At 74.7% G+C, this 23,171-nt stretch carries 18 protein-coding genes; 11 read left to right on the forward strand and 7 right to left on the reverse strand.

Annotated features, from left to right (window positions below; genetic code table 11):
• Positions 1-261: 261 nt before the first annotated feature.
• The 10 genes from EDF20_RS01400 to EDF20_RS01445 all read left to right on the forward strand — a co-directional run bounded on the left by EDF20_RS01400 (position 262) and on the right by EDF20_RS01445 (position 14,388).
• Positions 262-1,941 (forward strand): sugar transferase, encoded by a 1,680-nt coding sequence (locus EDF20_RS01400; protein ID WP_133737502.1) that lies wholly within the window; start codon positions 262-264, stop codon positions 1,939-1,941.
• Positions 1,941-2,546 carry a hypothetical protein gene (locus tag EDF20_RS01405; protein WP_123545740.1) on the forward strand — a complete coding sequence of 202 codons (606 nt, stop codon included), beginning with the start codon at positions 1,941-1,943 and terminating at the stop codon, positions 2,544-2,546. Before EDF20_RS01400 ends, EDF20_RS01405 begins: the two co-directional genes overlap by 1 nt.
• The gene (locus tag EDF20_RS01410) at positions 2,543-3,973 is read left to right on the forward strand and encodes a hypothetical protein (protein WP_133737503.1); all 1,431 of its coding nucleotides are present in this window, start codon (positions 2,543-2,545) and stop codon (positions 3,971-3,973) included. The genes EDF20_RS01405 and EDF20_RS01410 overlap by 4 nt, the downstream gene beginning before the upstream one ends.
• Positions 3,970-8,016, forward strand: coding sequence for a LamG-like jellyroll fold domain-containing protein (locus EDF20_RS01415; protein ID WP_133737504.1), 4,047 nt, complete (start codon positions 3,970-3,972; stop codon positions 8,014-8,016). Before EDF20_RS01410 ends, EDF20_RS01415 begins: the two co-directional genes overlap by 4 nt.
• A gap of 3 nt (positions 8,017-8,019) precedes the next feature.
• Complete coding sequence (locus EDF20_RS01420; protein WP_133737505.1) at positions 8,020-9,309, forward strand: glycosyltransferase family 4 protein; 1,290 nt, start codon at positions 8,020-8,022, stop codon at positions 9,307-9,309.
• Positions 9,306-10,115 carry a CDP-alcohol phosphatidyltransferase family protein gene (locus EDF20_RS01425; RefSeq protein WP_243833331.1) on the forward strand — a complete coding sequence of 270 codons (810 nt, stop codon included), beginning with the start codon at positions 9,306-9,308 and terminating at the stop codon, positions 10,113-10,115. The genes EDF20_RS01420 and EDF20_RS01425 overlap by 4 nt, the downstream gene beginning before the upstream one ends.
• On the forward strand, positions 10,112-11,938 hold the full coding sequence (locus EDF20_RS01430; protein WP_133737506.1) for a Wzz/FepE/Etk N-terminal domain-containing protein: 1,827 nt from the start codon (positions 10,112-10,114) through the stop codon (positions 11,936-11,938). The genes EDF20_RS01425 and EDF20_RS01430 overlap by 4 nt, the downstream gene beginning before the upstream one ends.
• A complete protein-coding gene (locus tag EDF20_RS01435) occupies positions 11,935-13,233 on the forward strand; it encodes a hypothetical protein (protein WP_133737507.1) in 1,299 nt (432 codons plus the stop codon). The genes EDF20_RS01430 and EDF20_RS01435 overlap by 4 nt, the downstream gene beginning before the upstream one ends.
• Positions 13,230-13,742, forward strand: coding sequence for an adenylyltransferase/cytidyltransferase family protein (locus EDF20_RS01440; protein WP_233568936.1), 513 nt, complete (start codon positions 13,230-13,232; stop codon positions 13,740-13,742). The genes EDF20_RS01435 and EDF20_RS01440 overlap by 4 nt, the downstream gene beginning before the upstream one ends.
• A gap of 130 nt (positions 13,743-13,872) precedes the next feature.
• The gene (locus EDF20_RS01445) at positions 13,873-14,388 is read left to right on the forward strand and encodes a hypothetical protein (RefSeq protein WP_133737508.1); all 516 of its coding nucleotides are present in this window, start codon (positions 13,873-13,875) and stop codon (positions 14,386-14,388) included.
• Here the strand turns inward: EDF20_RS01445 and EDF20_RS01450 are convergent.
• The 5 genes from EDF20_RS01450 to EDF20_RS01470 all read right to left on the reverse strand — a co-directional run bounded on the left by EDF20_RS01450 (position 14,337) and on the right by EDF20_RS01470 (position 20,051).
• On the reverse strand, positions 14,337-14,591 hold the full coding sequence (locus tag EDF20_RS01450; RefSeq protein WP_123545754.1) for a hypothetical protein: 255 nt from the start codon (positions 14,589-14,591) through the stop codon (positions 14,337-14,339). The two genes, EDF20_RS01445 and EDF20_RS01450, sit on opposite strands and share 52 nt — an antisense overlap.
• A gap of 95 nt (positions 14,592-14,686) precedes the next feature.
• A complete protein-coding gene (locus tag EDF20_RS15855; RefSeq protein ID WP_199732299.1) occupies positions 14,687-15,571 on the reverse strand; it encodes an MSMEG_6728 family protein in 885 nt (294 codons plus the stop codon).
• A 23-nt stretch (positions 15,572-15,594) separates the two neighbouring features.
• Positions 15,595-17,388, reverse strand: coding sequence for a DEAD/DEAH box helicase (locus EDF20_RS01460; RefSeq protein ID WP_123547213.1), 1,794 nt, complete (start codon positions 17,386-17,388; stop codon positions 15,595-15,597).
• A gap of 95 nt (positions 17,389-17,483) precedes the next feature.
• A complete protein-coding gene (dinB, locus tag EDF20_RS01465; protein WP_133737509.1) occupies positions 17,484-18,794 on the reverse strand; it encodes a DNA polymerase IV in 1,311 nt (436 codons plus the stop codon).
• A gap of 66 nt (positions 18,795-18,860) precedes the next feature.
• On the reverse strand, positions 18,861-20,051 hold the full coding sequence (locus EDF20_RS01470) for an acyl-CoA dehydrogenase family protein (RefSeq protein WP_123545758.1): 1,191 nt from the start codon (positions 20,049-20,051) through the stop codon (positions 18,861-18,863).
• 45 nt (positions 20,052-20,096) lie between these two features.
• Between EDF20_RS01470 and EDF20_RS01475 the strand changes: the two genes are divergently transcribed.
• Positions 20,097-20,894 carry an SGNH/GDSL hydrolase family protein gene (locus EDF20_RS01475; RefSeq protein ID WP_123545760.1) on the forward strand — a complete coding sequence of 266 codons (798 nt, stop codon included), beginning with the start codon at positions 20,097-20,099 and terminating at the stop codon, positions 20,892-20,894.
• Positions 20,895-20,940: 46 nt separating this feature from the next.
• On the opposite strand, the gene EDF20_RS01480 is transcribed toward EDF20_RS01475, so the two are convergent.
• Together EDF20_RS01480 and EDF20_RS01485 are read right to left on the reverse strand one after the other, a co-directional pair.
• Positions 20,941-22,170, reverse strand: coding sequence for a D-alanyl-D-alanine carboxypeptidase (locus tag EDF20_RS01480; RefSeq protein ID WP_166644739.1), 1,230 nt, complete (start codon positions 22,168-22,170; stop codon positions 20,941-20,943).
• Positions 22,167-23,018, reverse strand: coding sequence for an RNA methyltransferase (locus EDF20_RS01485; RefSeq protein WP_133737511.1), 852 nt, complete (start codon positions 23,016-23,018; stop codon positions 22,167-22,169). Before EDF20_RS01485 ends, EDF20_RS01480 begins: the two co-directional genes overlap by 4 nt.
• Positions 23,019-23,171: the final 153 nt, after the last annotated feature.

The following is a 23,171-nucleotide window of genomic DNA, read 5'->3' on the forward strand; positions in this document are numbered from 1 at the left end:
CACCGCCCCGGAGAGCCACACCCGAACTGCTCCACCCGAACCGCTCCACCCACCCGAACGGGCCCTGCCGACGATCACCCGTCGTCGGCGGCGCCCAGCGACGTCCGTCGCCTGCTGCCGTACCCGCGGCCGCCCGCAGACGAGCCGTCGACCCCCGTCGTCCGGACGGACCCGAATCCCGACCGGACGGCTGTTCCGTTGCCCGTCGCCGCCCGAATCGGCGCCGGTGTCATTCGTCGCCTACCCGAGCACGAGTCCCCCATGCCCAGCAGCCCGTCGTCCCTCCGTACCCTCCTGCCCTCCGGCCGCCCCGCCGGGTCCTCCTCCTCCGCGTCCGTGCGTCCCGTCCTCGACGGATCGGCCGAGCCCGTCGACCTGCTCGCGCCCTCGGCCGACGCCCCTGCCTCCGTCGTCACCACCGAGCCTGCGGCCGTGTCGGCGCATCCCGCGCGGACGTCGGCCCCCCTCGCCGAGCCCGCCGCCGAGACGCTCACCGGCGCCCGGTGGGCGCTGCGCTACCGCCGCCGCCTCCGGGTCCTCGACACGGCGGTCGTCGCCGCCAGCGTGGTCGCCGCCGCGGTCGTCGACGTGCTCGACGACCTGGTGGACCAGGGCGCCGGCTCGACCTCGGCGGTCGTGGACGGCGTCCTCGAGGCGCTCTGGCTCCCTCTCGTCGTGGCGGTCGTCTGGACCGCCGCCCTGGCCCTCTACCGCAGCCGCGACCTCGCCGTCGTCGGCAGCGGCGTCCTCGAGTACAAGCGCGTGGGCAGCGCCAGCGTCCTCGCCTTCGTCGTCGTCGCCGTCGGGTTCTCGGTCGCCGGGCACGTCGGCGGCCAGGAGTACTTCCTCGTCGCGCTGCCCGCGGGCGGCGCGGGCCTCGTGCTCGGCCGGTGGGGCATGCGCCGGTGGCTGGAGGCCCAGCGCGGCGCCGGCCACTTCCTCTCCCGCGCCGTCGTGGTCGGCAGCCGGGAGGACGTCGCCTACGTCGTCGACCGCATCGACGCGACGAGCGGCGCCGTCTACGACGTCGTCGGGGCAGCTCTGACCGACGGCGACCGTGACGGCTCCGGCGTCGTCGTCGGCGACCGCGTCGTCCCCGTCGTCGCTGGCCTCGACGACGTGCCGCGTGCCGTCTGGCGCCTCAGCGCCGAGAGCGTGATCGTCGCCGGCGACGCGGGCCGGGGCCGCGACTGGCTCCGCGACCTCGGCTGGTCCCTCGAGGGCCGTGCCACCGAGCTCGTCCTCGCGTCCCGGCTGACCAACGTCGCGGGCCCCCGCATCCACTTCCGTCCCGTCGAGGGACTTCCCCTGATGCACGTCGAGCTGCCCGAGTTCGACGGGCCGCGCCACGCGATGAAGCGGGTGTCCGACCTCGTCCTGGCCGGGGGCGCCCTCGTGGTGCTCGCGCCGCTCCTCCTGGTCCTCGCCCTCGTCGTCCGGCTCGACAGCGCCGGGCCGGTGCTGTTCCGACAGCGCCGCGTGGGCCGCGACGGCCGCACCTTCGAGATGCTGAAGTTCCGGTCGATGGTCGTCGACGCCGAGCAGCTGCTCGGCTCGCTCGGCACGGCGGACGAGGGCGCGGGCCCGCTGTTCAAGATGCGCCACGACCCCCGTGTGACCCGCGTCGGACGCCTGCTGCGGAAGTGGTCGCTCGACGAGCTGCCCCAGCTCTGGAACATCGTCCGCGGCGACATGAGCGTCGTCGGCCCCCGGCCGCCCCTCCCCCGCGAGGTCGCCGACTACGAGCGACACGTGCACCGCCGGCTCTACATCAAGCCCGGCCTGACCGGCATGTGGCAGATCAACGGCCGCAGCGACCTCAGCTGGGAGGACAGCGTCCGCCTCGACCTGTACTACGTCGAGAACTGGTCGCTCACCGCCGACCTCGTGATCATGTGGCGCACGGTCCGCGTGCTCCTCCGTCACGACGGGGCCTACTGATGCGCCGCCGCACCCTGCTCCTGTCCGGAGCCGGCGTGGTCGTGCTGGCCGCAGCCGTCGTGGTGGCCGTCGTCGTCACGACCGGGTCGAACGAGGCGACGGCCAGCGGAGGAGGGATCGACGCCCCTGCGTACGTCACGACCGAGACCGGTGCCCCGGCCGTCGAGCGCGACGGTGCCGCGGCGCCCGACGACCGCGTGCAGGCCGACGTGGTCCCGTTCGCCGACTCCGTCGACTACCCGGACGGCCTGACCGTCACCACGGAGGCGGTCGACCAGGGCACGGTGACCGCGACCGGCGCCGGCGTGGTCACAGGGGCCCCCTACGTGGTCTTCGCCGTCACGGTGCACAACGGCACCGACGCGGACGTCGACCTCACGTCGGTCGTCCCGAGCCTGCGCGCGGGCAGCGACGCGGTCCCCTCCGCACCGCTCTACGACGACGTCGACGTGGCCGACCTCGACAGCGTCGTCGCCGCGGGCGCCGACGTCACCGCCCGGTACGCCTTCGTCGTCCCGGCAGACCGCCGCGACCAGGCCACGCTCTACCTCGACCTGGACGGCGTCCACGCGCCGGCCACCTTCACGGGGAGCCTCCCCCGATGACCGTCTCGACGCACGACGGGGTGCGCCGGGAGGGCGCGGCCCCGGCGGCACGGCCTCGGCCGCGCCGCCGGTCGGACGTGCTCGGCGCGCTGGGCGGCCAGGGCACGCAGGCGCTGCTCGGCCTCGCGGGGCAGATCGTCGCGGTGCGCCTGCTCGCGCCGTCGGACTGGGGCGTGTACGCCGTGCTGTACGGCGTCGTCGTCGTCTTCGCCGCCCTCGCCAGCGGCTTCGTCGGCGACTCGCTGACCGTGCTCGACCGTGGCTCCGCGGACGTCCGCCGCGGGCTCCTGGCCTGGGCTGCCGTCTGGTGCCTCGCCGCCCCGGCGGTCGCGGGCGTCGTGATCGGCGCCTCCGGCGTGCTCGAGCCGGCCCAGGCCGCCCTCTTCGCCCTCGCCGCAGGTGCCTTCGCCGCCGAGGAGGTCGCGCGACGCCTCCTGATGGCGCAGCTGCGCTTCTGGCGACTCGTCGTCGTCGACCTCACCGGCCTCGGCGCGCTGCTCGGCACGGCCGGCCTGCTCGCCGTCGGCGGCACCACGGGACTGCTGCTGCCGCTCGCCGCGCTCGGCGCAGGGCAGTCCGTCGCCCTCGTGACCGCGCTCGCGCTCGCTGGCCCCCGCCGGGCGGCGACGGCCTCGCCGAGCTGGGCGACCGGCCACAGCGGGGTGCGGATCGTCGCCGCCTACGGGTCGCTCCGCGCAGCCCAGGCCGTCGTGCGACCGTCCCTGCTGACCGTGACGCGCCTCCTCGTCGTCCTGTTCGTCGGGACGGTCGCGACGGGCGACCTCGAAGCGGCCCGCGTGTTCGTGGCGCCCGTCCTGCTGCTCGTCGGCGGCCTGTCGACCTACCTGTTCGCGACCTTCGCCGTGGCCCACGCCGTGCCGACCCGGACGCTCGTGCATCGGGCCGACCGGGCGGTGCTGCGGCTCCTCGTCGGCGCCCTCGCCGTCGGTGCCGTCGCGGTGCTGCTGGCGCCCGTCGCAGGCGAGCTGGTCGCGGGCCGGCCGCTCGACACCCTCGCGGTCGCCGGGTGGGCCGCGTACGCGGTGAGCGTCGCGGCCGTCACCCCGTACGGGTCGCTCGCGGCCGTCCGGGGCGGTCAGGCCCGCGTGCTCGCCGTGCGCGTCGCCGACTCGTTCTTCTCCCTCGCAGCCGCCGTCGCCGTCCTCGGCGTCGGCGCTCCCCCGGCCGCGGTGCCGTTCGCGCTGTGCGCCGGCAGCGTGCTCGGCGGGCTGCTCGTGCGGCGCGTGGTGACCAGCCTCGGCGACGCGGCCGCCGTGCCGGGCCGCCCCCGTCCCGACGACCTCGAACCTCCTCCCCCTACGTCCGACCCCATCGACCGCCCCCTCGCCCTCACGACCCGACCCGCACCCGACCGCGGACGAGCAGACTGCTCGCCCGAGACCCTGACCGGAGAGACACGACCATGACCCCCACCCCTCGTCGAACGGCCCGCTCGGCCGTCGGCGTCCTCGCCCTGACGGCCCTCGTGGCCGGGGGCCTCGCCTGGGCGCCCACGGCCGCCTCGGCGGCGACGGCTGCCGCGCCCGGCATGACCGTCACCGGTGCCTACACCAGCAGCTCCCCGGCAGGCAGCGCCGCCGCCGCGAGCACGGCCACCGTCAGCTCCGACGTCCTCCCGACGCCGCAGATCAACGGCGTCGTCTGGAGCACGGCGGTCGTCGGCACCACGGCCTACGCGGTCGGCGCCTTCACGGCCGCCCGGCCCTCGGGCAGCGCCGAGGGGCAGAACTCGGTCACCCGCAACAACGCCATGGCGTTCGACGTCCGCACGGGCGCGATCCTGCCCTGGAACCCGAACCTCAGCGCGCAGGGCCGTTCCGTCGAGGTCTCGCCCGACGGTGCGACCCTCTACGTCGGCGGCGACTTCTCGACCGTGGGCGGCGTCGCCAAGAGCAAGATCGCGGCCTTCACCGTCTCGACGGGTGCCCTGAAGACGTCGTTCTCGGCCTCCATCTCCGGCTCCGTGTGGGGCATCGCCCCGACCGCCACGACCGTCTACGTCGTCGGCTCGTTCGGCACAGCGAGCTCGAAGGCCCGCGCCAACGCGGCCGCCTTCACGACCGCGACCGGCACGCTCACGGCGTGGAACCCCGGAACGGACAACATCACCCAGGCCGTCGTGGCGGCCCCCGACGACAGCCGCGTCGTCATCGGCGGTCGGTTCCAGACCATCGGCGGCCAGCCGATCGTCGGCATCGGCGCGGTGGACGGCTCGGTCGGCGCGATCCAGCCCTTCGAGGCCAAGCCCGTCTCGGCGCAGCAGGGATCCAACCGCTCCTGGGTGACCGACATGACGGTCGTGGACGGCGTCATCTACGCGACGGGCAACGGCGAGGGCGGCCACTGGTTCGACGGGCGCTTCGCGGCTCGCTTCGACACCGGCGCCCTCGTCTGGCTCGACAACTGCTACGGCGCGAGCTACGGCACGGCCGTCATCGGGCAGGTCGCCTACGCGGTCTCGCACTCGCACGACTGCACCTCGGTCGGCGCCTTCGCCGAGCAGTCGCCGTCCGTCTGGAAGCGCGCGACCGCCAACACGACCGTCGCGACCGGCACCGACCAGGGAGGTCCGAGCGTCGGCAGCATCTACTCCGGCCAGGCCACCCCGACCCAGCTGCCGTGGTACCCGCTCGTCAACTCCGGCTCGTACACGAAGCAGTACCAGGGCGGCTGGTCGCTCGGCGCCTCGTCGAGCACCGCCAAGTACCTCGTCATGGGCGGAGAGTTCACGCAGGTGAACGGCAAGGCGCAGCAGGGCCTCGCCACGTTCGCCACGCGCGACACCGCGCCGAACAAGGTCGCTCCCCAGTACGCGCCGATGAAGCCCACGGGCCTCTCGCTCGCGTCGGGCAGCGTCCGCGTGTCGTTCCCCACGACCTGGGACTACGACGACGGCAGCCTGACCTACAGCCTGTTCCGTGACTCGGGCACGACCCCCGTCGCGACCCAGGTGGCGGACTCGCGCTTCTGGCGCCTCCCGACCCTCGGCTTCGTCGACGCCGGCCTCGCCCCCGGCAGCAGCCACACGTACCGCGTGTCGGTGACGGACGCCGCGGGCAACACCTTCACCGGCTCGCGTTCCGACGCCGTCACGGTGTCCTCGTCGGCGGGCGACCCGTACGAGAAGGCGGTGGCTGCCGACGGCGCCACCAGCCTGTGGACGTTCGGCGAGCCCTCCGGCACGGCCGTCTACGACCACGTCGGGTTCTCGGACGCCACCGCGACCGACGCCGTCCAGCGCGGCACGACCGGCCCGGTCAGCACGACGGCCGCCTCGTTCCAGGGGCAGCAGGGATCGACGGCCTCGGCGAACTCGCCGGTCGACGGACCCCAGACCTTCACGGTCGAGTCGTGGTTCCGCACCACGAGCACGTCCGGCGGCAAGATCGTCGGCTTCGGCGACCGCCAGACGGGCAACTCGTCGAGCTACGACCGGCACGTCTACATGGACGGCGAGGGACGCGTCACGTTCGGGGTCTACCCCGGAGGCACGGCGACGGTCGCGAGCTCGCCCGGTCTCAACGACGGGACGTGGCACCTCGCCACGGCGAGCCTCGGCTCGTCGGGCATGAGCCTGTCGATCGACGGCGTCAAGGTCGCCTCGCGAGGCGACGTGACCAGCGCCCAGGCCTACAAGGGCTTCTGGCGCGTGGGCGGCGACTCGAACGGCGGCTGGCCGAACGCCGGCAGCGACTGGTTCACGGGCGACGTCGCGGACGTGGCGGTCTACCCGACCGTCCTCAGCGCCGCGCAGGTGGACGGCCACTGGGTCGCGTCCGGTCGCACCTCGTCCGTCCCTGCCGCGCCGACCGACGCCTACGGCAAGGCCGTGACCACCGACGAGCCGTCGCTGTACTGGCGCCTCGACGACACCGGCTCGGGCAGCACCGCCCGTTCGACGACGGCCTCGCCCGCGCCCGGCCTGATCACGGGCGGCGTGACCAAGGGCGTCGCCGGCGCCCTCGGCAGCACCGGCTCGGCCTTCGGCTTCGACGGACAGCAGGGCCAGGTCGTCCAGGTGCAGGACGCGCAGGCGCCCAGCACCTACAGCACCGAGCTCTGGTTCTCGACGACGTCCACGTCCGGCGGCAAGTTGATCGGCTACGGCGACTCCGCGCAGGGGCTCTCGGGCAACTACGACCGCCACGTCTACCTGCAGGACGACGGGCGCCTCGTGTTCGGCACCTGGACCGGCCAGGCGAACACGATCACCAGCGACCGCGCCTACAACGACGGTGCCTGGCACCAGGTCGTCGCCACCCAGTCGAGCGCGGGCATGGTCCTGTACGTCGACGGCGTGGCCGTGGGCACCAACCCGCAGACCGGCGCGCAGGGCTACAACGGTCGCTGGCACGTCGGCGGCGACGTCACGTGGGGCTCCTCGAGCTCCTACGTGGCCGGGTCGATCGACGAGGTGTCGGTCTACCCGACGGCCCTGACCGCAGCCCAGGTGGTGGCTCACCACGACGCCGGCACCGGGGTCGTCACCCCGCCGCCGGCCCCGGCGAACGTCGCCCCCACGGCGTCGGCCACGAGCACCTCGGTCGACCTGGCCGCCTCGCTCGACGGCAGCGCCTCGTCCGACACCGACGGGACCGTCGCCTCCTGGGCGTGGGACTTCGGGGACGGCCAGGTCGGTACCGGCGCGACCGTGCAGCACGCCTACGCGGCTGCGGGCACGTACCAGGTCGTGCTCACGGTGACCGACGACGACGGGGCGACGGCCAGCACCACGGTGCCGGTGACCGTCACCGCCCCCGTGGTCGTCACTCCCCCGGTCGTGACCCCGCCCGCCACCACCGCCTACGCCGCCGACGCCTTCGAGCGCCAGACGACGGGCGGCTGGGGCTCGGCGGACACCGGAGGCGCGTGGTCGACCCCCAACGCGGTCTCGTCGTTCTCGACCGCGCAGGGCGCCGGGCTGATCAAGATGGCGGCCGCCGGGTCGGGGCCGCAGATCTACCTGAACGGTGTGCAGGCCACCGACGCGGCCACCCGCGTCACCGTGGCCCTCGACAAGGTGCCGACCGGGGCGGGCGTCTACGCGTCCGTCATCGGCCGGGGCGTGACGGGCCAGGGCGACTACCGCGCCAAGGTCACGTTCCGCGCCAACGGCGCCGTCGCCGTCGCGCTGTTCCGCCAGGCGGCGGACGGCACGCAGACGGTCCTCGGCACCGAGAGCGTCGTGCCCGGCCTCACCTACGTCGCCGGACAGAAGATCGCCGTCGCCCTCGAGGTCACCGGCACGTCGCCGACGACCGTCCGGGCGAAGGTCTGGGCCGCCGGCGGCACCGAGCCGACGGCGTGGGCCAAGACCGCGACCGACTCCACGGCGGGCCTCCAGGCCGCGGGACGGGTGGGCTTCCACTCCTACCTGTCGGCCTCCGCCACCAACGCACCCGTCGTCTCCTCGTGGGACGACCTGACCATCACGAAGGCAGGCAACTGACCCATGACCCTCGACACCACCAGAACGACCGGCCGGGGCGCGGGGGCGCCCGGGGCAGCGCCCGCCGACGCGGACGCTGCACCCGGGGCCCGGCGGGCCGAGCAGTGGCTGCTCGACGCGGCCGACCTCCCGGAGGCGCCCCCGCGCCTCCCGGGCGGTCGTCGCAGCAGGGTCCTCGTCGTGCACTCGTCCGACGAGCTGTACGGCTCGGACCGCATCGTGCTCGAGGTCGTCGGCGAGCTCGCCGCCCGCGACGACCTCGACGTGACCGTGTGGCTCCCGTCCGACGTGGCCGTGGGCCCGTTGGGGCCGCAGCTCCGTGAGCTCGGCGCCCGCGTCGAGCGCACGGCGCTGCCGATCCTCCGACGGTCGCACCTCGGCCCGGTCGGCATCGCCCGCCTCGCGCGGGACGCCGCCCGGACCGCGGCGCGGCTCGCCGGTCGGCACTTCGACCTCGTCTACTGCGCGACGAGCGCCTGCCTCGTCGTCGCCCCCCTCGCGCGCCTGGCCGGCGTGCAGCACGTCGTCGGCCACCTGCAGGAGCCGTGGGGCGACACGGACCGCAAGGGCCTCCGGCCCCTGGCCCGTGCCTGCACAGCCCTCGTGGCCGTGTCCCGCTCGGTCCTCGGCAGCTCCGGCCTGGACGGCGACGACCGGGCCGTCGTCGTGCACAACGGCGTCCCGCGGCGGTCGCCCGACCTGGTCGCGGCACCGGAGCACCGCCTCCCCCACTACCTGATGGCCAGCCGCTGGAACTCCCACAAGGGCCACAGCACCCTGCTGACCGCCTGGAACGCGGCGGGCTGCCCCGGTCAGCTCGTCGTCCTCGGCGGCCCGCCCGCCGTCGGGGCCGGCGTCGACGTCCCGGCCCTGGTGCAGGCCATCGTGTCCCGGCCCGAGACCGTGACGGTCGTCGGCCAGGTCGAGGACGCCACCCCCTACGTCCGCGACGCGGACGCGATCGTGCTGCCCACCGACACCCTCGAGGGCTTCGGCCTCGTCGCCCTCGAGGCGTTCAGCGAGGGCCGTCCGGTCGTCGCCAGCCGCAGCGGGGGCCCGGAGGAGGTCGTCGTCGACGGCGAGACGGGCTGGCTCTTCGACCGTCGCGACGTCGACGCCCTCGCCGACCTGTTCGCCGGACTCGACGTCGACACCCTCGCCGCCGCGGGCCGTCGTGCCCAGGCGGCCTACCAGGAGCGCTACACGCCCGAGAAGATGCGCCGACGCATCGGTGCGGTCGTCTCTCGTGAGCTGCACCGCGAGCACGGCCAGGACCTGGCGGTGGCCTCGTGACGCGGCTCGAGGGGACGCCGCTGCGTCCCGAGGCGACCACCGCCTCCTCGGCCCCGTCGCGCACGCCCGTGCCGCACGAGTTCCGTGCAGCACTGGCCGCGCTGGCGTCGGCGCAGAAGTCCTCGAGCGGCGCACCTGCCTACTCGCGGTTCGTGAACCGCCGCCTCGGCCGGTGGGCCGCCGCCGCCGCGCACGTGCTGCGGGCGACGCCGAACCAGGTGACGGCGGTCAGCGCCCTCGCCACCTTCGCCGGCATCGCCGTCCTGGCCACGGTGCCGGCCGGCTGGCTGCCCGCCGTGCTCGTGCCCCTGCTGCTCGTCGTCGGCTACGCCCTCGACTCGGCCGACGGGCAGCTCGCCCGTCTCCGCGGCGGCGGCAGCCCGGCCGGCGAGTGGCTCGACCACGTGATCGACGCGACGAAGATCGCGGTGCTGCACCTCGCGGTCTTCGCGTCGTGGGTCCGCGAACCCGAGGGGCGGGAGGCGGTCCTGGCGCTCCCGCTCGCCTACCAGGTCGTCGCGACGGTCGCCTTCTTCGCGATCGTCCTCACCGAGCAGCTGCGCCGGGCCGAGTCCGTCGCCGCGGGCTCGCCCGTGCTCGTCCGCCGCCAGACCGGTGCCCTGTACTCGCTGGCGGTCGTCCCGACCGACTACGGCCTCATGTGCCTCGTCTTCGTCCTGCTCGCCTGGCCCGGCGCGTTCACCGTGGCCTACCTCCTGCTCTTCGCGGCCAACGCCGCCTACCTGCTGCTCGCCCTCCCCAAGTGGTTCCGCGAGCTCCGCACCGATCCGATGAGGACCTCATGACCAGCACCGCCCGCGCCGTCGTCGTCGACGACCGCCTCGACCTCGGGGACTACCTCCGCTACGTCGCCCAGCACCTCGTCGTGGTCGTGGTGGCCGTCGTCCTCGGCCTCGCCGCCGGGGTCGGCCTCTCGCAGCTGGCCCCCGCCTCCTACACGGCCCAGGCCACGGTCTTCGTCCGGGCCGACGCACCCGGCTCGAACCTCGACGAGCGCTCGGCCTTCGCCCTGCGCCAGGTCTCGTCGTACGCGCAGCTCGGCACGAGCGCCCAGGTGCTCGGGCCGGTCGCCCAGGCCCAGGGCGTCTCGCTCGCCGACCTGGGCGACCGCGTGACCGTGACGAACCCCGTCGACACGGTGGTGCTCCTCGTCTCGGCCACCGACGTCACGGCCACCGGCGCGGCCCAGCTCGCGGACACCGTCGCGGGGCGCCTGTCGGACACGGTCGACCAGATCGAGTCCACCGACGGTGCCGACGGGCAGACGATCTCCCTGGACCTGACCGCGCCGGCGCCGGTGCCGACGACGTCGACGGGTCCGAGCACGGTCGTCCTCGGCCTGCTGGGCCTGCTGGTCGGCCTCGGGATCGGGGTCGCGCTCGCGATCGTCCTCGCCCGGACGCGCCCCCGCGTCAGCACGGTCGACGACGTCCGTCGCGCGACCGGCCTGCCGGTGGTCGGCCAGCTGCCGGCCGTCGTGCGCAGCTCGGACGACCCCGACGGGCGCGGCGCCTCGGCGGCCACCCGCACGGCGCTCCGCGAGACCGTGCAGAACCTCCGCGCCCTGCGCGGCGGCGAGCTGCCCCGCGTGCTGCTGCTCGCCCGCACCGACACGGTGTCGGAGGCGGCCGGCGTCGACGGCGGCCTCGCACGGGCCGTGGTGGAGCTCGGCTCGACCTGCGCCCTGCTGCAGTCGGACTTCGACACCCGCACCGTGTCGCGGCCCTCGACGGTCCCCGACGACGCCCTCCCCGAGATGACGGAGGCGGACCTCGCCGGCTACGACCGCGTGCCGGTCCCCGACGTCGTCGGCGCCTCCACCCGGTCCTTCGTCCGGTCGGGGGTCGAGCGGTTCTTCGCGGACCTGCGCGGCACCTACGACGTGACCGTCGTGCAGTCGGCCTCGGACTCGCACCCCTTCGCCCTGCGGACCGTGACGGCCGAGTCGGACGAGGTGGTGCTCGTCGTCCGTGCCGGGGCGACCCGCCTGGAGTCGCTCCGCAGCCTGACCGCGGAGCTGATGAGCCTCGACGTCGAGCCGATCGGCGTCGTGCTGGCGGGCGTGCCCCGCTGGCGCCGCGTGCTGCTGCGCGCCACCTGGCGCGACGAGGACTTCCGCCGTGTCGACCGCCCGGGCTCGGGCCACGCGCCGGCCGCCCACGTGCGGTCGTCGGCGCCCGTGTCGTCCGCTCCGGTCGTGCCGTCCGGGACGGCCTCGCCGTCCGAGGCGTCCGAGGCGTCCGCCTGGTCCCCCTCGCGGGCGGAGGGCTCGACGAGCATCGCCGACCTCGTCCGCGACCCGTTCACGACGCCTGACCCTGCCGCCGAGGCGCCGGTCGCCGAGACGGTCGTGGCTCCCGCCGCACCCGCGGACGAGTCCACTGTGCCTGCCGAGGCCGAGGCCGAGGCCGAAGCAGAGGCCGCGACCGACGAGACGACGACGCCCGCCGCGGCGCCGACCTCGAAGTCCGGGCGCAAGCCCCGTGGCAAGGGCCGGATCGTCCCTCGCCGTCCTGCGGGACCGGCCCGTGGACCGGACGACGCCGTGGACGGCGACGGCGACTCCGCCGCCGGCGGCTCCGACGCGCGTCCGTCCGACGGCGAGTGACCGTGTCCTCCCCCGTGCGGACCGCCTCCGGCCCCGTCGTCGTGCCCGCGGCCTCGCCGCGCACGACGCCGTGGCGAGGCGCGACCGCGCTGCACGACGACCTGCCGGCCGCGCGCCATCTGGTCCGTCCGGCGGTCGTCATGACGGTGCTCGTGGCGTCCGTGGTCCCCTGGCGCACGGGTGTCATCTACGAGGGCGGCCTCGACCCGGTCGTCGCCGCCAAGGCGTTCCTCGCCGCGGTGGCGCTGGTGCTCGCCCTCACGGGCGCGCCCGCCGGTCGCGACGGCCGACACCTCGCGAACCGCGTGGGCCCCGTCGCCGTGGCGTTCCTGCTCGCCTACCTCGGGATCGCCTTCGTCGGGGGCGTCTCGGCCGGGCTGACGACGTCGACGACCGTGCTCGTGGTCCGCGTGCTGATGGTCGCGGCGACGATCGTCGCCGTCGTCCACCGCAGCGAGCCGCGCGTCGTCGTGCGGTCGCTGCTGCTGGCCCTCGGCATCGTCGGGGCCGTCTCGGCGCTCTCGGGCCTGCAGATCTACCTGGCCGGGGGGCGCCTCGCCGGGACCCTGCCGGCCCTGAGCCCGAACGAGATCGCGCTGCTGCTCGGCCTGCCGCTGATCGGCGTGGTCCACCGCCTCCTGGTCCAGGAGGCGACCGTCGGGTCGCTCGCACTGCTGGTCGTCCTGACCGGCCTCTTCGTCACGACGGGCTCGCGGGCCGCGTTCCTCGCGGTCCTCGTGGCCGTGGCCGTGGCCGTCGTCGCGGCTCGCCGTGTCCGCCCCACGGTCGCGGTCGTCGTCGCGGTCGCCGTGCCCCTCGCCGTCGCGCTGCTCGCGAGCACCGACGTCCTCGCCCGGGTGATCGAGCGCGGGGGCGACTCCGCGAGCATCGCGACCCTCAACTCGCGCACCATCGCCTGGAACACGGTGCTGCAGACCGACCCGGGCACCTGGGCCCGCTGGATCGGCTCCGGCCTCACCGTCAAGCAGGTCCCGGTCGCCGGTCAGTACTGGGCCGAGCAGGTCCTCGACAGCAGCTGGATCTCGGCGCTCGCGCAGGCCGGCGTCGTCGGTGCGGGGCTGCTCGCGATCTGGGTCGTCGTCGGCCTCGCCACGGCCGGCCGCGCCAGCCTCCGCGTCGTCGGGTTCGGCGCCGTGTTGCCCGCCTTCGTCTTCATCGTCATCAGGAGCGTCGTCGAGAGCGGGCTGGTCGACTCCAGCAGCGCCTTCGTGGCCTTCTTCACCCTGGTCGTGCTCGCCGAGTCGGCCCCTCGTCCCCGGAGCGTGACCCCGTGACCTCGTCCACCGACCTGCTCGATCCCCTGACCACCCGCCCCGGAGGCGCCGGTCGGGTCGGCTACGCCGCCGGCGCCTTCGACCTGTTCCACATCGGGCACCTCAACCTGCTGCGGCACGCGCGCCAGCACTGCGACCACCTGATCGCCGGGGTCGTGTCCGACGAGATGCTCGCCCTGACGAAGGGCATCACGCCCGTCGTGCCCCTGGCGGAGCGGCTCGAGATCGTCGACCACATCGACGTGGTCGACACGGCCTACGCCGAGACGGTGCCCGACAAGCTCGACGTCTGGCGCGAGCTGCGGTTCGACGTCTTCTTCAAGGGCGACGACTGGCGCGGCACCGAGAAGGGCCTCCGGCTCGAGCGCGAGTTCGCCGAGGTCGGGGTCGAGGTCGTGTACTTCCCGTACACGATGAGCACGTCCAGCACCGTGCTGCGCCGTGCGCTGCGGGCCCTGTCCGGCGGAGCGCCGGCACCGGAGGCGGCGACCGCCGAGCGGGCCCGCTGACGCGTCGCCCGCCCCAGGGTGCCCAGGTGCGGCAGCGGTGGTCCCTCCCCAGGCCGGTCCGGCGGACGCGACGCCGGGCCCGCCTGTGGACGACCGCAAGAGGCGGGCGCCGGGAGACGACGCTGGTCCCATGACCGTCACCCCTGCCTCCCCGTCCTCGCCCGCCGCCGACCCGCACCGGCCCGTCGTCACCGACGACGAGCTGCTCGCCCGGGTCGAGAGCCTGGTGCCGGTCGCCGTGCGTCGGCAGCTCTGGACGCTGTTCCTCGACGCCGACCAGGTCCAGCTGCCCATGGTGGTGCCTCTCGAGGGCATCCCCGAGCGTCCGGACCGTCTCGCGGTCGAGCGCTGGGGCGACGCCCTGGACGAGGTCGCGAGCGAGTTCGGGGTCTCCGCCGTCGTCTTCGTGCTCGAGCGTCCCGGGCCTGCGGTCGACTCGGCGTCCGACGTGGCGTGGCGAGACGCGCTCAGCGGTCTCTCCGAGGCTCGCCGCTACGCCGTCCGGGCGGTCCTCACCTGCACGTCCGACGGCGTCGTGGCTCCCGCCGACACCCGCTCGGTGACGGCGACCGACCGCGACAGGTGCCCACGCCCTCAGTCCTCGCCGAGCCGCCTGCGGTTCTCCGAGGTGCTCGCCGTGCGCTGACCCCGTCCCCGGTCGAGATGGCGCCACCAGGCGGTCTCGGCGAGCTCAGCCGACGTGTAGACCCCGAGGGCCTCCTGCTCGGACTCGACGAACGACCAGCGACGCAGCCGCCAGCCGGTGCCGAAGGCCTCCACGACCGCCATGACCGCGCCGTCCGGCGTCCGGCGGACGAACCAGCGGTCATCGGAGGCACGGTCGAGCATGTCCCGATCGTACCGGGACCGTCGCGACGGTCACCGGTCCCCGTGGCCAGGCCGACAGGCGGCCGGGCCGTCAGTTCTGGAGGCCGATCGGACGGTCAGGCGAGTGCGAGGGGGAACAGGCTGCGCGTGTCCTGCGCGAGGGCCGGGTCGGGCAGGTCCCGCCGCCGCACCTCCTGGTCCTCCCACTCCACCCGGCGGAGCAGCACGGGCGCGCGGTCGTCGTCCTGGGCCGACACGGCGTCGCCGACGAGTCGGCCGAGCGAGAACCGTCCCTGTTCGGCGTCCGGCACCGCCACGAGCTCCCCCTCGGAGAGCTGGGCGAAGGCCTCGCGCTGCGCGGCCCACGCGGCCGTCGTCCGGCCCCGGGGCGACGACTCGGAGATCGTGACGACGCCCGCCCGTCGCCAGTCGTCACCGGTCCGTGCGTCCCCGGGGCGCACCACCCAGGCACGCCGGGTCGCGGAGAGCGCCGCGTCGTCCGTGGGCGGGAGCATCCCGGCATCGGCGCCCGGCCAGACGTAGTCGAGGTCGTCCGGCACGTCCGGGAACCTGCCGCGGTACCACTCGGGTTCCTTCTGCACGAGCTTCGACCGGTGGCTGCGGTGCACGGCATCGTCGCCGAGCCAACTCGGCAGGTCCGCGGCGACCAGGGCCGACGCCGACGCGTGCCCGGCGTCGGGGTCGGGGTCGTCGCCGAGCCCGGCGTCGTCGAGCGCGGGGGCGAACTCGAGAACCTGCGGCCGCACCGTGTCGGCGTGTCCCTGGGCGATCCACTCGTCGGTGATCGCGAGGGCGTAGGCCGTCAGCGCGGTGCGGTGGCCGCGCCACATCGCGATCGCGGGGTGGGACTGCCACCCGTAGCCGGGAAGCGTGACGGCCCGGAGCACCTGGAGGGCCTCGACGCGCTGCTTGCCGAGCCTGGCCTGGTCGAGCACCCGGGCGCTCTCGACGAAGTCGGGGTACGGGAGGAAGGTCTGCACCTGTCTCAGGCTAGGCGCGGCGCCTAGGTGCGGTTGCCGATCCGGCCCCGCAGCACGTCGATGCGCTTCTGGATCTGCTCAGTGCTCGCCTGGGCAACGGAGGGGCCGCCGCTGACCCGCCGCAGGTCGGCGTGGATGATCCCGTGCGGCTCGTTCGACACCCTCGACCAGATCGACACCAGTCGGCTGAGCTCTTGTCGCTGTTCCTTGATCGTCTGGTAGAGCGGGCGCGCGTCGGCGACGGGGGCGGCCACCGTCGGCATGCCGGTCTTTCGGGACCGGGTGGCCTGCTTGGCCTGGCGCTGACGCAGCAGGTCGCGCACCTGGTCGGGCTCGAGCAGACCCGGGATGCCGATGAAGTCGAGCTCCTCGAGGCTGCCGATCTCGCCGCCGGTGCCGAACTCGCCGCCGTCGAAGAGGACGCGGTCGAACGACGCCTGCGAGTCGAGCGCCTCGAAGGGCTGCTGGTCGAGCAGGCTCGACGCCTTCTCCTCGCGGTTCGCGGCCGCCATCATGTCCTCCTCCGGCGCGAATATGCCGTCGTCGGCGTTCTCCGGCCGGTCGAGCGCGTGGTCGCGCTCGAGTTCGAGCTGCCCCGCGAGGGCCATCAGGCTGGGCACGCTCGGGAGGAAGATCGAGGCGGTCTCGCCCCGGCGCCTCGCGCGCACGAAGCGCCCCACGGCCTGCGCGAAGAACAGGGGCGTGGAGGCGGAGGTGGCGTACACGCCGACGGCGAGGCGCGGCACGTCGACGCCCTCGGACACCATCCGCACCGCGACCATCCAGCGGCTGTCGCCGTCCGAGAAGGCCTGGATCCGGTCGGAGGCGGCCTTCTCGTCCGACAGGACGACCGTCGGTCGCTCCCCCGTCAGCTTCTGCAGCACGGCGGCGTACTGCCGGGCCGCCGTGTGGTCGGTGGCGATGACGAGCCCCCCGGCGTCGGGGACCCCGCGACGGACCTCGGTCAGGCGGGTGTCGGCCGCCGACAGGACGGCGGGGATCCAGTCGCCCTGCGGCGACAGGGCCGTGCGCCAGGCCTGGGCCGTGATGTCCTTGGTGACCGCCTCGCCGAGGGTCGCGCTCATCTCGTCGCCCATGCGGGTGCGCCAGCGCATCTGCCCGGCGTAGGCCATGAACAGCACCGGACGCACGACGCCGTCGGCCAGTGCGCGCCCGTACCCGTACGAGTAGTCGGACCGGGAGGTGCGGATGCCCTGCTCGTCGGGGGCATAGGTGACGAAGGGGATCGGGGCCGTGTCCGAGCGGAACGGCGTCCCCGTGAGCGAGAGCCGGCGGGCGGCCCGGCCGTAGGCCTCGCGGATGCCGTCGCCCCAGCTGAGCGCGTCACCGCCGTGGTGGACCTCGTCGAGGATGACGAGCGTGCGGCCGGCAGCCGTCAGGTCGGCGTGCACCTTCGGGTTCATGCCGACCTGGGCGTAGGTGACGGCGACCCCGTGGTAGTGCCGGCCGAACGAGACGTCGGCGTTCTTGAACATCGGGTCGAGCCGCAGGTTCACGCGGTCGGCCGCGTCCGCCCACTGTCGCTTCAGGTGCTCGGTGGGGGCGACGACCACGACCCTGTCGACCTCGCCGCGCGAGAGCAGCTCGGTGGCGAGCCGCAGCGCGAACGTCGTCTTGCCGGCGCCCGGCGTGGCCGCGGCCAGGAAGTCCTGGGGGGACGTCGCGAAGTACTGTTCGAGGGCCTCCGCCTGCCAGGCGCGCAGCTTGCTCGCCGTGCCCCAGGCGGCTCGCTCGGGGAACGCCGGCGAGAGGTGCTCGGCAGCCGAGTTGCCCGCCGTGGCACCGACCTCGCCCAGGTCGAGCTGGTCGTCGACGCCGACCGGTACGCCGGGGCCGGACTGGTCGCCCCCGGCCGGGTCGTGCTCGTTCGCTGTGCTCACTTGGACCGATCTTACCTGCCGTCGGCGCCCGGTCGGTGACGACCGAGCTGGCCGTCGCCGGGCTGGCCGCGGTCGTGTCGCGATCGTCGTCGGGAGTCGTCGCCGCCGCCGTGCAGCAGCGACGCCGGGGTCGGTGCGGCCGCCCCGAAGCGGGCCCGCAGGGCGTCCATCGTCGACTCGGCCTCGCGCCACTCGGCGTCGTCGTCCCACAGGCCGAGCGAGAGACCGCCGTCGTCGCCCGTGCCCAGCTGCTCCACGCGCACGCCGACGAGCCGGATGCGCTCGTGCTGCTTGTCCGTCGCCTCGTAGACCGAGCGCACCTCGTCGTAGATGCGGCGTCCGAGGTCGGTCGGGTCCGCGAGGGTGCGCGACCGCGTGATCGTGACGAAGTCGGTCGTGCGCAGCTTGAGCACCACGGTGCGGCCGCTGAGGCCCGCCGCGCGGAGCCGTGCCCCGACCTTGTCGCTGAGCCGCAGCAGCTCGCGTCGGATGACGTCGGGGTCGACGACGTCGGTCGAGAAGGTCATCTCATGTCCGACGCTCTTCTCGACCGTCTCCGTGTGCACCCGGCGCGGGTCGCGTGCCCAGGCCAGGTCGTGCAGCTTCGCGCCCGCGGCCGGGCCGACCGCGCGGACGAGGGTGTCGAGCGAGGCCGTGGCGACGTCGCCGACCGTGCGCAGCCCGAGGTTCGTGAGGACCTCCTCCGTCTTGCCGCCCACGCCCCAGAGGGCGCTGATCGGCCGCGGGTGGAGGAACTCGATCGTGCGGTCGTGCGGGACGACGAGCAGGCCGTCGGGCTTGGAGACGCTGGAGGCCAGCTTCGCGACGAACTTCGTGGACGCTGCCCCGATGCTGCAGCGCAGCCCCGTCTCGGCGTGCACGCGGCGCCGCAGCTCGGTCGCGATCCGCCACGGCGGGCCCATCAGCCGGATCGCCCCGGACACGTCGAGGAACGCCTCGTCGATGCCGAGGCGCTCGACGAGCGGAGTCACGTCGTCGAACATCGACATCACGACCGACGACCAGTGCCGGTACTTCTCGCCGTGCGGCTCGAGCACGATCGCCTGCGGGCACCGCCGGAGCGCGATCGCCATCGGCATCGCCGAGTTGACGCCGAACTTGCGCGCCTCGTAGGTCGCCGCCGTGACGACCGAGCGGTCGGACCGGTGGCCGATGACGACCGGCTTGCCGACGAGGTCGGGGCGGTCGAGCAGCTCGACCGAGGCGAAGAACGCGTCCATGTCGACGTGCAGGATGGGCGCCGACACGTCGTCGGTGGGGTCCGCGGTGACGAGTCGCCCGCTGCCGTCCTGTTTGCTCACCCGGCGATCCTCACACGGACCGCCGACATCGCCGACCGGCACGGGCCGCGGGCGCCTGCGCCGCGGCTACTCCTCCGCCGGCCCGAGCAGGCGCGCCGCGATCGTCGCGTGCGCCGAGTCGGTGCTCGACGGGTGGAACCGCCCGGCGAGCACGTCGCGCTGCAGCCGCCCGAGCTCCGACGACGCCCGGTACGACCCGCCTCCGGCGACCGCCACGGCCTGGTCGACGACGGCCCGCGCCGCCTCGGTCACGCGGGTCTTGAGACCGACGAGGAGCGGCGACCAGTCGGCGCCGTGGTCGACGAGCCGGTCGACGTCACGGGCCAGCGAGTCGACCTGCGGCTCGAGGCCGTCGAGCACCAGGCGGGCGTCGGCGACCCGCCAGCGGACGATCGGGTCGAGGGCGAGCGACTCGCCCGTCCGGCGCGAGGTCCGACCGGACGCGGACTCGACGGCGAGCTCTACGGCCCGCCGGGCGATCCCGCGGTAGACGGCGGCGACGAGGGTCTCGAAGACGGCGAAGATCCCGAACACGAGCGGGTCGGCGCTCGGCCCGACCGGCAGCTGCCGGACGATGCGCGAGGCCGGCACCTCGACGCCGTCGAGTCGGGTGCTGTGGCTCTCGGTCGCCCGCATGCCGATGGTGTCCCAGTCGCCGAGCGAGGTCCAGCCCGGCTGGTCGCGGTGCACGAACCCGTGCACGAGCACCGGCGCCGCGGGGTCCGTGTCGTCACGGCCGAAGACGCCCAGCCGGGTCCAGACCGGCGAGAGCGAGGTCGCCGTCTTCGTGCCGGTGAAGCGCCAGCCGCCGTCGACCGTCGGCTCGGCGCGGGTGACCGAGTCGAACAGGACGAGGTCGTTCCCCGGCTCGCTCACCCCGAAGGCGAACACCTCCCCCGCCGCGGCGTCCGCGAGCACGAGGTCGAGCGACCGGTCGCCCCGGGCGCGCAGCACGGCGGCGCAGCCCGTCCACACGAGGTGCATCCCGACCGCGAGGGCCGTGGCGGGGGCGGCGGCCGCAAGGCGGGACTGCAGGGCCGCGACCTGCTCGAGTCCCAGGCCCGCGCCTCCTTCGTCCTCGGGCACGAAGACGGTCAGGTAGCCCCGCTCGCGGAGCTCGGCGACGTCGTCGTGCGGGAACGAGCCGTCCCGGTCGTGACCGCCGGCACGGGCGCGGAACCGCGCGAGCAGGTCGTCCGGCAGCAGCGCCGAGGGCGACCACGAGGAGGCGGTGGCTGGTCGGGCGCCGTCGGTCATGCCCCGAGGGTAGCCACGTCGGCACCCGGCGGTAACGTGGAGGCCATGACTCAGCTGCACCCCTGGTCCCGCTACGTCGCGATCGGCGACTCGTTCACGGAGGGGATCGGCGACCCGGAGGAGCGCGCTCCCGGCGGCCACCGCGGCTGGGCCGACCGCGTCGCCGAGGTCCTCGGCTCGTCGGCGGACGACTTCGCCTACGCCAACCTGGCGGTGCGGGGGCGCCTGCTGGCGCAGATCGCCGACGAGCAGGCCGACGCCGCCCTGTCGCTCCGGCCCGACCTGATCTCCGTCTCGGCCGGCGGCAACGACATCATCCGCCCCGGGACCGACCCCGACCAGGTCGCCGCCGGCTTCGACGCACTCGTCGAGAAGCTGGGCTCCCAGGGCGCGACGGTGGTCGTCTTCACCGGCCCGGACATCGGGCTGACCCCGGTCCTCGGGCGGCTCCGCGGCAAGGTCGCCATCTACAACGAGCACGTCCACGCGATCGCGCTGAAGCACGACGCCGTGGTCGCCGACATGTGGGCGCTCCGCCAGCTGTCCGACTCCCGCATGTGGGCGCCCGACCGGCTGCACTTCAGCCCGCTCGGCCACCACACGATCGCCCGGGCCGTGCTCGGCGCCCTCGCCGTCGAGAACGACCTCGAGCCCTGGCGGCCCGAGCCGCTCGAGCGCCGTCCGTGGCGCCAGGCGCGCTCGGAGGACATGGGCTGGGCGCGTGAGTACCTGGTGCCCTGGGTCGTCCGCCGCCTCCGGCACCAGTCCTCAGGCGACGGCCGCCAGGCGAAGCGGCCCGACGCGGTGACGGTCATCTACCGCGACGAGCAGCCGCCGTCGTAGCGGCGGGCGCGGTCGCGGCCGGGCGCGTGGTCCCGACGAGGAGGCGTCAGCCGCGTCCGCCGAGGACCTCCTGCGGGTGCGTCAGCCGCCACCACGCGCCGGGCTCCGGGATCGTCGCGTCGAGCACCAGCGGCACGTCGACCTCCTCGCCGCCGACGTCGAAGCGGACGGTGCCCACCTCGTCCCCGGCGGCGTCCGGTCCGACCTCGTCGGTCTGCAGGGCGGAGGTGACCGTCTTGTCGCCCCAGACGAGCAGGTCGGCGTCCTCGGCCGCCACCGCCTGGGCCGACGCACCCCACGGCAGGTCGTAGCGGGCCCAGACGTCGTCCCGGCTCGTCAGCGTGATGGTCTGGAACTTGCCCGTCACGCTCTGCAGCAGGCGCTGCACGTCGGCGTCGAGCGCGTCGTGGTCGACGCCGCCCAGCATGACGCCGACCACCGTCACGGTCCGGTCGGCCACCGTGAAGTCGGCCGCGAAGAGCAGGCAGGCGCCGGCCTCGTCGAGCGTGCCGGTCTTGATCCCCTTGACGCCGTCGAGGCCGAGCAGCTCGTTCGAGTTGTCGATGACGCCCACGCCGGGGATCGTCGTCTCGTCGGTGCCGACGATGGCCGCGACGTCGGGGTCGGCGAGGGCGAGCGCGCCGAGGGCCACGAGGTCGGTCGCCGTGCTCGTGTTCTGCGGCGAGAGCCCCGTCGGCTCGACGACGGTCGTCGCGGCGAGGTCGTTCTCGGCCAGCCACGCGGCCGCCGCCGAGACGAAGGCGACGTCCGACCCGAATGCCCAGCGCGCCAGCGCGGTCGCGTAGTTGTTCGCCGACTCGATCAGGGTCACCTCGAGCAGCTGCCGTTCGGTGAGGACGGAGCCGGCCGTCATGGGGACGACCTTCCCGTCGACGGCGCGGTACGTGTCGTAGAGGGCGGCGTCGGCGGCCGAGAGGGTGATCGACGGCCCGTCGCCCCCGTCCAGGGGCTTCGCGTCGAGGACGACGAGGGCGGTCACCACCTTGCTGATGCTCGCGATGGGCCGGGGCTGCGCGTCGCCGCTCGTCGTCAGGCTCTCGTCGAAGCCGAGGGCCTCGACGGCCGTGGCCCCGTACGCCGGGAACGCGAGCTGTGCGCCCGGCTGGGCCGGCGCCTCCCAGGTCGACGCGGCTGCCGCCGCAGGCGCCAGCGGGCCGAGCAGGGTGAGGGGCAGGTACGTGCCCACGGCGAGCACGAGCACCACGACGGCGGCCACGGCGGCCCGACGACGTCCCAGGACGGCGCGACGCGTCACGAGGGCGACGCTCCCCCGGCGTCGGACGTCGCCTCGCCGGCCACGGACGGCACCCGCAGCGCCCACAGGGCCACGGCGGAGGCGGCGGCGACGTTGAGGCTGTCGACGCCGTGCAGCATCGGGATCGTCACCACCCGGTCGGCGGCGCGGAGGGCGTCCCGGCTCAGGCCGTCCCCCTCGGTGCCGAGCAGCAGGGCGACGCGCTCGGGGGCGGAGGCGGCGTACTCGTCGAGGGGCACGGCGTCGTCGGCGAGGGCGAGGGCCGCGACCTCGAAGCCCGCGTCGCGGAGCAGGTCGGCGCCCCGGGGCCACTCCGGGAGGCGCGTCCACGGCACCTGGAGCACGGTGCCCATGCTGACGCGCACGCTGCGCCGGTACAGCGGGTCGGCGCACCGGGGAGTGACGAGCACGGCGTCCGCGCCGAGCCCGGCGACCGCCCGGAAGATGGCGCCCACGTTCGTGTGGTCGACGATGTCCTCCAGCACGACCACGCGTCGCGCGCCCTCGAGGAGCGACTCGACGCCGGGCAGCTCGGGACGGTGCATCGCCGCCAGGGCGCCCCGGTGGAGGTGGTAGCCGGTGAGCGTCTCGAGCAGGGCCGCGTCGCCGACGAAGATCTCGCCGTCGAGGTGCGCTACCAGGGGCTCCACGTCGGCCAGCCAGCGCTCGGTCATCAGCACCGAGCGGGGCACGTGCCCGGCTCGGAGCGCGCGCTCGATCACCTTGCTCGACTCGGCGATGTAGAGCCCGCCCTCGGGCTCCGAGACGCGGCGCAGCGCCACGTCGGTCAGCCGGGCGTAGTCCGCGAGGTCGGGGCGGTCGAGGTCGGTGATGCGGGTGATGCGCACGGCGCTCCAGGGCAGGACGTCCGGTCGGCGACGAGGCGGGAGGCGACGCGGGAGGACGAGGGGGCAGGGACGAGGTCCAGGCTAACGTCCGGGGAACGAATCGCCAGGCCCCGCCGTTTAGGCTGACGTCGACCCGATCCGGAGGTCGACCGC

Source organism: Frigoribacterium sp. PhB116 (assembly GCF_004364285.1).
In the GTDB taxonomy this organism is placed as follows: Bacteria; Actinomycetota; Actinomycetes; order Actinomycetales; family Microbacteriaceae; genus Frigoribacterium.